Annotated in this window: 12 protein-coding genes and 2 pseudogenes; 12 read left to right on the top strand and 2 right to left on the bottom strand. The window is 69.5% G+C overall.

Going from position 1 to position 12510, the window contains the following annotated elements; genetic code table 11:
• The first annotated feature begins 36 nt into the window (after positions 1-36).
• Positions 37-894: pseudogene (locus tag ACYVL2_RS01395) on the top strand (NAD-dependent epimerase/dehydratase family protein).
• Between the two features lie 78 nt (positions 895-972).
• Here the strand turns inward: ACYVL2_RS01395 and ACYVL2_RS01390 are convergent.
• Positions 973-1740 (bottom strand): sporulation protein, encoded by a 768-nt coding sequence (locus ACYVL2_RS01390; RefSeq protein WP_460539419.1) that lies wholly within the window; start codon positions 1738-1740, stop codon positions 973-975.
• Positions 1741-1782: 42 nt separating this feature from the next.
• The gene (locus ACYVL2_RS01385) at positions 1783-3102 is read right to left on the bottom strand and encodes a nicotinate phosphoribosyltransferase (RefSeq protein WP_460539417.1); all 1320 of its coding nucleotides are present in this window, start codon (positions 3100-3102) and stop codon (positions 1783-1785) included.
• 195 nt (positions 3103-3297) lie between these two features.
• Here ACYVL2_RS01385 and ACYVL2_RS01380 point away from each other — a divergent pair, with 195 nt between their 5' ends.
• The 11 genes and pseudogenes from ACYVL2_RS01380 to ACYVL2_RS01330 all read left to right on the top strand — a co-directional run bounded on the left by ACYVL2_RS01380 (position 3298) and on the right by ACYVL2_RS01330 (position 12463).
• The gene (locus ACYVL2_RS01380) at positions 3298-4566 is read left to right on the top strand and encodes an MFS transporter (protein ID WP_460539415.1); all 1269 of its coding nucleotides are present in this window, start codon (positions 3298-3300) and stop codon (positions 4564-4566) included.
• A gap of 44 nt (positions 4567-4610) precedes the next feature.
• The gene (locus ACYVL2_RS01375) at positions 4611-5093 is read left to right on the top strand and encodes a M67 family metallopeptidase (RefSeq protein WP_460539413.1); all 483 of its coding nucleotides are present in this window, start codon (positions 4611-4613) and stop codon (positions 5091-5093) included.
• 67 nt (positions 5094-5160) lie between these two features.
• The gene (locus ACYVL2_RS01370) at positions 5161-5439 is read left to right on the top strand and encodes a MoaD/ThiS family protein (RefSeq protein WP_460539411.1); all 279 of its coding nucleotides are present in this window, start codon (positions 5161-5163) and stop codon (positions 5437-5439) included.
• A gap of 16 nt (positions 5440-5455) precedes the next feature.
• Entirely contained in the window at positions 5456-6406 is a 951-nt protein-coding gene (locus ACYVL2_RS01365) for a PLP-dependent cysteine synthase family protein (protein ID WP_460539409.1), read from the top strand.
• A gap of 31 nt (positions 6407-6437) precedes the next feature.
• The gene (locus ACYVL2_RS01360; protein ID WP_460539407.1) at positions 6438-6848 is read left to right on the top strand and encodes a hypothetical protein; all 411 of its coding nucleotides are present in this window, start codon (positions 6438-6440) and stop codon (positions 6846-6848) included.
• A gap of 131 nt (positions 6849-6979) precedes the next feature.
• Positions 6980-7783 carry a glutamate racemase gene (gene murI, locus ACYVL2_RS01355; RefSeq protein WP_460539405.1) on the top strand — a complete coding sequence of 268 codons (804 nt, stop codon included), beginning with the start codon at positions 6980-6982 and terminating at the stop codon, positions 7781-7783.
• A gap of 6 nt (positions 7784-7789) precedes the next feature.
• Complete coding sequence (locus tag ACYVL2_RS01350; protein WP_460539402.1) at positions 7790-8548, top strand: MBL fold metallo-hydrolase; 759 nt, start codon at positions 7790-7792, stop codon at positions 8546-8548.
• A gap of 58 nt (positions 8549-8606) precedes the next feature.
• Positions 8607-10427, top strand: a complete 1821-nt coding sequence (locus tag ACYVL2_RS01345) for a hypothetical protein (protein WP_460539399.1) — start codon at positions 8607-8609, stop codon at positions 10425-10427.
• 45 nt (positions 10428-10472) lie between these two features.
• A pseudogene (locus tag ACYVL2_RS01340) lies at positions 10473-11711 on the top strand (deoxyguanosinetriphosphate triphosphohydrolase); the annotation flags it as partial.
• A 78-nt stretch (positions 11712-11789) separates the two neighbouring features.
• Positions 11790-12032, top strand: a complete 243-nt coding sequence (locus tag ACYVL2_RS01335) for a type II toxin-antitoxin system VapB family antitoxin (protein WP_460539599.1) — start codon at positions 11790-11792, stop codon at positions 12030-12032.
• Complete coding sequence (locus tag ACYVL2_RS01330) at positions 12029-12463, top strand: PIN domain nuclease (protein WP_460539396.1); 435 nt, start codon at positions 12029-12031, stop codon at positions 12461-12463. Before ACYVL2_RS01335 ends, ACYVL2_RS01330 begins: the two co-directional genes overlap by 4 nt.
• The last annotated feature ends 47 nt before the right edge of the window (positions 12464-12510 follow it).

The raw sequence follows: 12510 nt of genomic DNA, 5'->3' as shown, positions 1-12510 counted from the left end.
CTTCGGTGCACGATCGTTCTGGAAGGAAGGCTGTACATGGCGAAGCGAGTGGCGGTCACTGGCGGCAGCGGCAAGCTCGGACGCGCGTGCGTGCGCGACCTGGTCGAGCACGGCTGGGACGTGGTCAATCTGGACCGGATGCCTTCTCCGGACGCGCTCGTGCCGTACACCAAAGTCGATTTCACCGACTACGGACAGACGGTGTAGGCGCTGACCGGGATCGACGACCGCTATGACGGCGTCGACGCCCTCGTGCACCTGGCGGCGATCCCGGCGCCGGGGATCGAGGCGAACGCGGCCACCTTCCGCAACAACATGCTGACGACCTTCCATGTGCTCCAGGCCGCGCGACTGGCCGGGATCACGAACGTCGTGTGGGCCTCCAGCGAGACGGTGCTGGGCCTGCCGTTCGAGACCCCGCCGCCCTACCTGCCGGTCGACGAGGACTACGAGCCGCGCCCGGAGTCCACCTATTCGCTGGTCAAGACCATGGAGGAGACCATGGTCGGGCAGCTGTGCCGCTGGGATCCCGAGCTGAAGGCCACCGGTTTGCGTTTCTCGAACGTCATGTACCCCGAGAACTACGCGGACTTCCCGGCGTTCGACGACGACCCCCTCCGCCGCAAGTGGAACCTGTGGTCGTACATCGACGCGCGCGACGGCGCCCAGGCGATCCGCCTCGGGCTCGAACGCGACGGCGCCGGCGGGGAGGTGTTCGTGATCGCCTCGCCGGACACGGTCATGACGACCCCGACGATGGAGCTGGTCGAGCGGTACTACCCGGAGCTGGAGGTGCGGCGCCCGCTCGAGGGCCACGACTCGCTCATGTCGACCGACAAGGCCCGCCGCCTTCTCGGCTACGCCCCGGCTCACACCTGGCGCGACCACGTTTGACCGACGGGGCTCACAGCGGAACGGCCCGGCCACCGCGTCTCCGCGATGACCGGGCCGGGCGCCGCGATGTCGGTGAGGCTAGATGCCCTTGCGCTGGACGAGCTGCTCGAGCTGCGTGCGCACCATGTCGGTCACGTCGCCGGGCTCGCTCGTGGGCACCCCGAAGCGCACGAAGCGGTTGTGGTCGGGCGTGAGCAGCCCGCCGGGGTTGTCGGTCTGGATGATCACGTCGGTGTTCGCCTGGCTCGCAATGAAGGTGACTTCGATCTCCTTGAGCTTGTCGGCGAACTCGCCGGTGGCCCAGTACTCAACCTCCTGGTAGAAGGGCATGTGCGAACCGGCGATCGTGCCTTTTTCAAGGTCGGCGGACTGGAACACGAACCCCAGGCCCTCGAGCGACTCCATCACCGCCGACTGCACCGGCAGCGGCTCGATGGTCAGCTCGTCAAGGTCGCCCTTGTCGAAGGCGTTGTCGAGCGCCAGCTTGGTGGCGACGCCGAGCTTCATGCCCGGCAGCGGGCGTCCGTCGACCGTGCTCAACGGCGTCTCCCACGGCACGGCGGCCTCGAAGTCGATCGAGTGGCTGGTGCCGGGGGCGAGGTTGAACGGGCCGGAGACCTGGGCCGAGAAGAAGTCGGCGGTGAAGGTCTTGTCCTCGCCTTTGGAGTCGTCCTCGACCAAGGCGGTGTACTCGATCGAGATGCCCTCGACCTTCCCGGCCACCTCACCGCCGCTGAAGGTCACCGACCCCTGGAGCGTCCCCCCAGGAGTGATGTGGGTGCTGGTCAAAGCGGTGTCGACGGACACTCCGACACCGAAGACGGACTTGAAAACATTGAACACCACAGGGGTGAGTCCTTTCCGGGAGGATCGTCTTAGAGGAGTTGCTCAATCGGGTGCTTGAATCGTATCGTGCTGGCCACGGTGTCGCATCACTACCGGCACCGCCGGGTCGCCGGGGGAGAGTTTCAAACCCTCCCAAGGGATCGAGATGAGCCGCTGCCGCAGCAGCTCCCGCGATTCGTCCAACGTCGGCAGCGCCTGCGGCTCGCCGCCGACGAACAGCGGCGCCTGCAGCCGCTTGTCGCCGGCCATCGTCTCGGGCTCCCCTTGCGACACCACGACTTCCTCGGTCGCCGTGCCGGTCGGCTTGTGGCGGCGCACCGCGGTCTTGCGGCCCCCGGTGGTGGACTTGTGCTCGCTGCGCTTGGCCACCGGCCGGCCCTCCACTTCGACCAGCTTGTAGACCAGCTGGGCGGTCGGCGCCCCGGAGCCGATCACCACCGACGTGCCCGCGCCGTACATGTCGACCGGCGCGGCGGCCAGCGCCGCGATCGAGTACTCGTCCAAGTCCCCGGAGACGACGATCTTGGTGTCGACCGCGCCGAGCTCGTCGAGCAGCTCCCGGGCTCCGGTGGCCATGACGTCCAGGTCGCCCGAGTCGATCCGGATCGAGCGGAGCCTCGGGCCGGCCACGGCGATGGCGTTGCGGATGCCCTGGCTGATGTCGTAGGTGTCGACCAGCAGCGTGGTGTCGGTGCCGAAGGCGGCGATCTGGGCCTCGAACGCGGCCTCCTCTGAGGAGTGCAGGAGCGTGAAGGCGTGCGCGCTGGTGCCGGCGGTCGGCACGCCGTAGCGCCGCCCGGCCTCCAGATTGGAGGTGGCGGCGAATCCGGCGATGTAGGCCGCCCGAGACGCGGCGATGGCGGCGGCCTCGTGGGTGCGCCGGGAGCCCATTTCGAGGATGGGTCGTCCGCGCGCGGCGGTGACCATGCGGGCGGCGGCGCCGGCGATGGCGGAGTCGTGGTTGAGGATGGAGAGCGTGAGCGTCTCGAGCAGCACGCATTCGGCGAAGGTGCCCGAGACGGTGACGATCGGCGATCCGGGGAAGTACAGCTCGCCTTCGGCGTAGGTCTCGATGTCGCCGGAGAAGCGGTACTCCGAGAGCCATTCGGCCGTGGAGTCCTTGATGACGCCGTGTTCGAGGAGGCCGTCGAGGGTCTCCTGGTCGAAGCGGAACCGCTTGATGGCCTCGCTGAGCCGCCCGATGCCGGCGACCACGCCGTAGCGGCGGCCGGTCGGCAGGCGGCGTCCGAAGACCTCGAACACGCACGGCCGGTCGGCGGTCCCGTCCCGCAGGGACGCCTCGAGCATCGTGTACTCGTAGTGGTCGGTGTAGAGCGGTGTGGGCGGCAACGTCACGGACATGCGACGAGCCTAATGCACGAGTAGCGCTCGCATGCTTGCTTGTCGGCGCGGTCGAAGTCGGCGCGGCATCGGTCCCTCGTTCCAGTCGGCGGGACCGGTGTAGAGCCGTGACCGTTTCACCCCTATTCTGGAAAGGGCTTTCTAACCGACCGGCAAGCAAGCGAACCCCGCGCACTACCCCCAGGAGCCCGCTCTGTGACAGCCACCGCACCGCGCACCGACGACCGGAGGTTCTCCGGTCCGCGCATGGTCGTCATCGCGATCATCGCCATGGGCCTGACCTTCCCCGGCCAGACCGCCTCCATCTCGGTCTTCCTCGACCCGATGATCGCGGAGCTGGAGATCAGCCGCACCGTCCTGTCGACCGCCTACATGATCGGCACGCTCGCCGGCGCCTTCGCGCTGCCGTGGATCGGGCGCATGGTCGACAAGTACGGCACCAGGCGGACCATGGCGGTCGTGGGCGCCGCCTTCAGCCTCGCGCTGGTGGGCCTGTCGCTGGCGACCGACGTCGTCGGACTCGGCGCGGCCTTCGTGGGCATCCGCATGCTCGGGCAGGGCGCGCTCGGACTGTGCGCGGCGACGCTGGTCTCCCGCTGGTACGAGAAGCGCCGCGGCCTGGTCCTGAGCGTCCAGACGGCCGTGGGCGGCGGCATCATCTCCGCCTCGCCGGTGGCGCTGGAGCGGCTCATCGCCGCGACCGACTGGCGCACCGCCGTGCTCGTCGAGGCGGCCCTGATCGCGCTCATCGTGATCCCCATGGCGGCCTTCTTCACCCGCGACCGCCCCGCCGACCTCGGCCAGTTCGTCGACGGCGACCCGGCCAACGGCGCGGGCTCGAAGGCCGAGTGGGGCATGACGCGCGGCCAGGCCATGCGCCAGCCGTTCTTCTGGGTCCTGGTCGCCGCGTTCGCCACCGCGGGGTTCTTCACCACCGCCATCGGCTTCCACCAGATCGCACTGCTCGGCGAGCGCGGTCTGTCGGCCACCGAGGCGGCCGCGAACTTCCTGCCGCAATCGGTCGCGGGCACCGCCGCGACCCTGGTGCTCGGCTACCTGGTCGATCGGACGAGCCCGCGGCTGCTCATCGCCGTCGCGATGCTCGCGTACGCGCTCGGCATGATCTGGGGCACCGTGGTGGAGCCGGGCTGGTCGGCGCTGGGCTTCGGCGTGATGGTCGGCGCCGCCGGCAACGCGCTGCGGACGGTCGTCAACGGGGCGACGCCCCGCCTGTTCGGCACGGCCCACATCGGCGCCATCCGCGGGATCATCGCCTCGGTGACGATCGCCGGGACCGCGTTCGCTCCGGTGCTGTACTCGCTGTTCTACTCCTGGACCGGCTCGTTCGGTCCGGTGCTGTGGCTCTCGACACTGGTTCCGTTGGCGGTCATGGCGGCCGCGCTCCTGGCGCCCATGCCCCGGCCCGAGCCGGAGGACGCGCCCGAGACCCGTCTCACGACCTGAGCGAGGGAGGCGCGAGAGCGGCCCGCGCGTGTACCCTAGTCGTCGTGTTGCGGATAGCGCATGAGTTGGTCGAGGCGATCGTCGCCCACGCCCGGGCGGACCACCCGGACGAGGCGTGCGGCCTGATCGCCGGCCCCGAGGGCACGGGAGAGCCGAAGAGGCACATCCCGATGATCAACGCCGCCCGCTCCACCACCTTCTACGAGTTCGACGCCGAAGAGTGGAAACAGGTCTACGACCAGATGTGGGACAACGACGAGGAAGTCGTCGTGGCCTATCACTCCCACACCGCGACCGAGGCCTACCCGTCGCGTTCGGACGCCGGCATCGCGACGGAGATGGGCCTGCCCCAGGCGCACTACGTGCTGGTGACCACCCGGGACCCCGACGTCGCCGAAGTGCGGTCGTTCCGCATCGCCGACGGCGAGGTCACCGAGGAGCCCATCGAGGTGGTCGGAGCGCCCGACGCGGTGCAGACCTACAAGTTCGCGCACAGTCCCGACTCGACGGTCTACGACTGTCACTGATCCAGCGCCGCCGCGCACAGGGCGGTGAGACGAGTCTGCCGTTTTTCGACGTCCCGAAGGAATCTCCATGTCTGTTGAAGTTCGTGTCCCCACCATCCTCCGCAGCCACACCGGCGGTCAGAAGCTCGTCAGCGGCGAAGGCGACACGCTCGCCGAGCTGTTCGACGATCTCGACCGGACCCACACCGGCCTGAAGTCCCGCGTCGTCACCGACGAGGGCACGCTGCACCGCTTCGTCAACGTCTACGTCAACGACGAGGACGTCCGCTTCATCGGCGGGCTCGAAGCGAAGCTGTCGGACGGCGACTCGGTCACGATCCTGCCCGCCGTCGCGGGCGGCATGTAGAGCGGGGCACCGGGCCGTGGCGCGCTATCAAGACATCACCGGAATGCTCGGCGATACGCCGCTGGTGGGCCTGCCGCGGCTCTCGCCCTCCCCCGACGTCAGGCTGTGGGCCAAGCTGGAAGGCCAGAATCCGACCGGCTCGGTCAAGGACCGCGTGGCCGCCAAGATGATCGAGGCCGCCGAGGCCGACGGCCGACTGCGGCCCGGCGGCACCATCCTGGAGCCGACCTCGGGCAACACCGGCATCGCCGTGGCGATGCTGGCCCAGCGCAAGGGCTACAGGCTGGTCGCGGTCATGCCCGAGAACACCTCCCTGGAGCGGCGGCAGCTGCTGACCGCCTTCGGCGCCGAGGTCGTGTTCTCCCCGGCCGCCGGCGGCTCCAACGCCGCCGTCGCCAAGGCCCGCGAGATGGCGGCCGACAAGCCCGAATGGGTCATGCTCAACCAGTACGCCAATCCCGCCAACGAGGCCGCCCACTACGAGGGCACCGGGCCCGAGATCCTGCGCGACCTGCCCGGCATCACCCACTTCGTGGCCGGGCTCGGCACCACCGCCACGCTCATGGGCGTGGGCCGGTACCTGCGTGAGCACGTCCCCGACGTGCAGATCGTGGCCGCCGAGCCCCGATACGGCGAGCTGGTCTACGGCCTGCGCAACCTCGACGAGGGCTTCGTGCCCGAACTCTACGACGAGAAGGTCCTCACCCGGCGCCTGAGCGTCGGCACCGAGGACGCGCTGAAGCGCACCCGCGAGGTCCTCACCGCCGAAGGCCTGTTCGCGGGCCTGTCGACCGGCGCGGTCGTGCACGCCGGACTGGCCCTGGCCCGCGAGGCCGAGCGGGCCGGAACGACCGCCGACATCGCGCTCCTGGTCGCCGACGGCGGCTGGAAGTACCTGTCGACCGGCGCCTACTCCGACGAGATCGACGTCGCGGCGGGCACGCTCGACGGGCAGGTATGGGCGTGAGATCCGACGTCGAGCTTGCTAGCCTGAGCCGATGAGTACCTCCGATCAGCACAGCGCCGCCGTCGTCGGGCAGTCGTCGGAGGTGCCGCGCCAAGGCGGCCCCGATCCGCGTGCCGGCGCCTCCGCCGCCACCGAACCGCCGGCCCGCTCGTGGCGCCGGCCCGAATCGACCCCGGTGCGCCTGGGACGCCTCGCGGGCGTCGCCTCCTGGGCGCTGGCGCTCGTCCTCACCGGCTCGGCGTCGGCGATCGTGGGCCTGTTCCACGTCTTCGGCGGTGGACCGGGCTGGTTCACCCCGGTGTTCATCACCACCGGCGTCGTCGGCATGCTCCTGACGATGATGGCCTTCGCGACCATCAGGTTCAAAGGCGTCCCGTTCATGTTCATGACCGCCGCGACCTCCACGCTGCTGGCCGCCTTCGTGATGCTCTCTTTGGCCTGATACGTCCCGGCACGTCCCGAGAAGCGAGCGCCCCGCATTAATTGTGTGGCGCTCGCCACCATGTCATTTTGACGACATTCCCGTGCCGAGCAGGAGCGCGTAAGCGGCCTCCGGACGTACGCTCGGAGCCCATGAAAGACGCGCCCATCGGGATCTTCGACTCCGGTGTCGGGGGGTTGACCGTCGCCCGAGCGGTCGCCGAACTGCTGCCCGCCGAACGGCTGCTGTACGTCGGCGACACCGAGCACGTCCCGTACGGGCCCAGGCCCATCGCCGAGGTCCGGCGGCTCACCCTCGACATCTGCGACCACCTGGTGCAACAGGAGGTCAAAGCGTTGGTGGTGGCCTGCAACTCGGCCTCGGCCGCGAGCCTGGCCGACATCCGGGACCGCTACGACGTCCCGGTCGTCGAGGTCATCCGCCCCGCGGTCCGCCGCGCGGTGGCGACCACGAGGACCGGCCGAGTCGGCGTCATCGGCACCGTCTCGACGATCTCGTCGGGGGCCTACCTCGACGCGTTCAACGCGGTGCCGGACGTGAAGGTCACCGCGGTGGCCTGCCCGGCGTTCGTCGACTTCGTGGAACGGGGAGTGACAACCGGCCGACAGCTACTCGGACTGGCCCAGGGGTACCTTGAGCCGCTACAGCAGTCGGAGGTCGACACCGTCGTCCTGGGCTGCACTCACTATCCGCTGCTGTCGGGACTCATAGGACTGGTGATGGGAGAGGACGTGTCGTTGGTGTCGTCCGCGAGCGAATGCGCTCGCGAACTGTACCGGGTGCTGACCGAGAACGACCTCCTCGCCGAAGGCGAGGGGCCGGGAGCGCACCGCTTCCTGGCCACCGGAGACCCGGAGGCCTTCACCCGCACCGCGCGACGCTTCCTCGGAAACCTGTTTCCACAGGCCGCGACCGCAGCACTGGACGAGGTGTGAACTGCCATGAAACTCACCGTGATCGGCTGCGCCGGGTCCTTCCCGGCCCCGGACACCCCCTGTTCGGCCTACCTGGTGGAGGCCGGCGGGTACCGCCTGCTCATCGACTTCGGCACCGGATCGCTCGGCGAACTGCAGAAGCACGTCGACCCGCACCTGCTCGACGCGATCATCATCACGCACCTCCACCCTGACCACTTCTTCGACACCTGCGGCTACGCCGTCATGCGCCGCTACTCGCCGGGCGCACAGCCCGAGCCGATCCCGCTCTACGGCCCCGCCGGCGTCGCCGATCGCATCGTCGCCGCCTACGGGGGGCAAGGGGAGCTGTGCCACCCGTCGCTGCGCGACGTCTACGACTTCCGCGAACTCGAGCCCGGCGCCTTCGAACTCGGGCCGCTCACCGTCATCGTCGACCGCGTCGCCCACCCGGTCGAGACCTACGGCGTCCGCATCGAGCACGCCGGGTCCTCGCTGGCCTATTCCTCCGACACCGGCCCCTGCGCCGCCCTGGAGGCGCTGTCCGCCCACTGCGACGTGCTCCTCGCCGAAGCCTCCTACCTCGAGGGACGCGAGAACCCCAAGGACGTCCACCTCACCGGCAAGGAGGCCGGCGACTACGCCACCAAGGCCGGCGCCGGCAGGCTCCTGCTGACCCACCTGGTCGAACCGTGGGGATCGCGGTCGACCACCCTCGACGAGGCCCGCGCCGCCTACACCGGACCGGTCGAACTGGTCGAACCCGGGCAGGTCCACGAGTTCTGAGCCCCGCTTGGCACATTCTCGGGATGTGACCGTCACCCGGCCCGTCTAACGTCGAGGCATGTCGAGCTACAACGATCCCCCGCAGTACAACGTGGACCCGTCGGCCCCGCAGCCGCCCCACCCTCCCCGGCAACCGCATTACGGCCCCCCGGCGCAGCAGCCTCCCTACGGGCAACCGCCGGTCCAGCCCTACGTCGAGCACCCTCCCCACCAAGGAGCCGCCGGAGGCCGGCCGCCCTATCCGCCCCCGGGCGGCTACACCCCCATGCCGCCGCCGCCGCCCGAGCCGCGCAAGCGCGGCCGCGTCCTCATCGCCTCGATCCTGTCGGTGGCGCTGCTGCTGGGCATCGGCGCGTTCGTGTTCTTCCAGTTCGTCTGGACCACCGGCCCCGACCCGGCCGAACGCTTCCCGGCGAGCGCCGGCATGTACGTCGAGGTCAACCTCGACCCCTCGTTCGACCAGACCCCCAAACTCCTCGAGCACCTGTCCAAATTCGAGGGACTCGACTACTCCGACACCGACGACCTGTTCGCCGACCTCATCGAAGAGTCCGGACTCGAAGGCGTCGAAGCCGAACGCGACCTGACCTCCTGGCTCGGCCGCCGCCACGGCTTCGCCCTCTGGCAGCACGACGACCAGCCCTACGGCGTGATCAACCTCGCCAGCACCGACGCCGCGGCCGCCGAAGCCGGCATCGAACGGATCCGCGACGCCTCCGGCGCCACCGCAGAGGAGTGGGCCTACACGGTCAACGACGACTCGGTGCTCATGGTCGTCGGCGAAGGCGGCGCGGCCGACGCGCTCGCGGCCGCCGAGTCCGAAGCCGACGCCTCGCCGCTGTCGGACGCCTCCGGATACGACGAGGCCCGCTCCTGGCTCGACGGCGACCAGCTCCTGGTCTACTGGCTCGACACCGACGCGCTCTTCGAGATGGGCGAGCTCATGGGCGACGAGGAGGAACTCGAGTCGCTCAGCTCCATGTACTCCGGCCACGCCGTCATGGGCGTCGCCGCCTTCGACGAGGGCTTCGAATTGTCCTACCGCGCCTTCGGCGAGCAGGACGACCCGTGGACCGGCTCCGACGACCTGATGGACAACATGGGCCAGATGCCCGCCGCCGACCTCGCCGTCACCGCCGACGTCCCCGAGAACCTCGACGAGATCACCGAGGAGTGGATCGACACGCTCGAAGGCGAGACCGGCTCGAGCGGTGAAGCCGATGCCGAACCGGGCCGGGCCGAAGGCGAAGGCCCGCTGACCGCTGAGGAGTACGACGAGTACCTCGAACTCGACGAGCAGTGGTGGAACGACGAACTGGCCGCCGAAGACGAGGCCCGCTACGAGGAGCTGGAGTCCCGATACTGGGAGTACGGCACCGAAGAGGAGCCCTGGGTCTACGAAGAGGACGACTACGGTTCGGAGTTCGACGACATGTTCGGCGAGGCCGAGGAGCTCATCGGCCTGCTCTCGGGCGCCCAGCTCAGCCTGGCCGCCGACTTCCCCGCCGACAGAGCCGAATTCGACCCCGAGACCCTGTTCTTCCAGGCCCTGCTCGCCGAGGACCGCGCCGAGGAGCTCGAGCAGCTCATCACCGAAGCGGCCGGCGACGAGCAGCTGCCCGACGGTGTCGAGGTCGACGGCTCCGAGCTGACCTACCAGGGCGGCAATGTCGCCGAAGGCACCCTCGCCGAGGACCCGCGCTTCGCCGACTTCGCCGCCGCCGCTCCCGGCAGCATCGCGCTGGCCGCGTGGGCGGACCTCAGCGGTCTCGGCGAATACGAGGGGGCCCACCAGGCCGAGCCGCTCTCGGCCTTCGCGTGGGCGCACGGCACCGTCGACGGCGACGGCACCGGGCTGGCCCGGCTGTACCTCAAGTGATCACGACCCTCTGAGATCGGGATCGGCCACGCTAGGCTCGACTGCGTGACCGATCCCGATGTTCATGCGCGCCCGTCACAGGAGCGCGGACCGGCTTCGACGCGCCTGGTGCCCGAGCCGGGTTCGCCGCGGTCGCCGTTCCAGCGGGACCGCGCGAGAGTCCTGCATTCGGCGGGATTCCGTCGCCTCGCCTCCAAGACGCAGGTCCACACGGCCGGGACCGACGACTTCCTGCGGACCAGGCTCACCCATTCGCTGGAGGTCGCGCAGATCGCCCGCGAGGCCGGCGACAAGCTCGGCTGCGACCCGGACGTGGTCGACGTGGCGGGGCTGGCGCACGACCTGGGGCACCCGCCGTTCGGCCACAACGGCGAGGACGCGCTCCATTCGGTGGCCGGACTGTGCGGCGGCTTCGAGGGGAACGCGCAGACGCTGCGGGTCCTGACCCGCCTGGAGGCGAAGGTGCTGGACGCCGAGGGCCGCTCCGCGGGCCTGAACCTGACTCGCGCCTCGCTTGACGCCACGTGCAAATACCCGTGGGAGGCCGGCGGCGACTCCCGGAAGTTCGGCGTCTACGCCGACGACCGGCCGGTCTTCGACTGGTTCAGAGCCGGGGCCCCGGACGGACGGCAGTGCCTCGAGGCGCAGGTGATGGACTGGTCCGACGATGTGGCCTACTCCGTCCACGACGTGGAGGACGGTCTGCACGGCGGCTACATCGATCTGGCCAGGCTCATGGACGACCCCGACGAGCAGGCCGGGGTCTGCGAGGACGTGTCGGGCCGGTACTCGGACGAATCGGCGGCCGCGCTCCAGGAGGCGCTGAAGGACCTCCTGCACGACCCGGTGATGCGCCGTCTCCACGACTACGACGGGTCGTTCGCCTGCCAGGTGGCGTTGAAGGACTTCACGTCGACGATGGTGGGCCGGTTCGTGAACGCCGCGGTCGACGCCACCCGCGACCGGTTCGGCGACGGCCGGCTGCGGCGATTCGACGCCGAGCTGATCGTTCCCGACCGCGAACGGGTCCAGTGCGCGCTGCTGAAAGGCATCGCCTGGCGGTACGTGATGCAGCCGCGGACCTCTGAGGCCTGGTACGAGCGCCAGCGGGAGATCCTGGTGGACCTGGTGGCCCTGCTGAGCGAGCGGGCGCCGGGGCGGCTGGAACCCATGTTCGCGGCCGCCTGGCGTGAAGCCGGTGACGACGCCGCGCGCCTGCGGGTCGTGATCGACCAGGTGGCGTCGCTGACCGACACCTCGGCGCCCGTCTGGCACACCCGCCTGACCGACGCGTTACCGGAAACTCGCCGGTTCGGCGCGTCCTGTCGAACCTGCGCTATCTTTGTCTATATATTCAGTGGCATGCTTGATATCAAAGGAGGTGCAGCCGTGACTCGCACCGTGATCGACATCGACGACGGGCTGCTCAGCGAGGTGAGCCAGGCGCTCGGCACCTCGACGAAGAAGGAGACCGTCAATGCGGCCTTGAGGGAAGTCCTCGAGACCCGGCGCCGCGCGATCGCGCTGACGCGGCTCCGTGTCATGGTCGCGGACGGAGCGGTCGACGCTTCACTGTTCGAGGACAAGCGGAACTACCGCCGATGAGCCCGGCTCGGTATCTCATCGACACCAGCGCGCTCGCCCGGCTCCTGCTCGGTGACGGCAAAGAGTACGGCTGGGACAGGGCGGCTGAGGCCGGACTGATCGCCGTGTGCTCCATCATCGAGCTGGAGTATTTGTTCAATGCTCGAACCTGGGAGGATCGGCGGCGTTTGGAGCAGTTGCTCGGCGGATTGTTCGGATGGGTCCTCGTAGACGACCGGATGCTGCGCAGAGCCACCGAGGTTCAGCAGGCACTGACTCGCATCGGCGAACACAGGAGCGCGGGGCCTGTCGACCTGCTCGTGGCCGCCACCGCCGAGCTCCACGATTTGACCTTGCTGCACCACGACCGTCATTTCGACTGTGTCGCAGCGGTCACCGGCCAGCCGGTCGAATGGTTCGGCTCTGAGCGCTCAGGACCCGGAGGGGTCTGACCGCACGGCCGCGGCCTGGCATTCGCGGCTCTCGGCTCGGGAGTGAG

This window comes from Glycomyces halotolerans (assembly GCF_054779575.1).
Note: the sequence above shows the minus strand (reverse complement) of the source record. Positions and strands in the feature narration are given on the sequence as shown.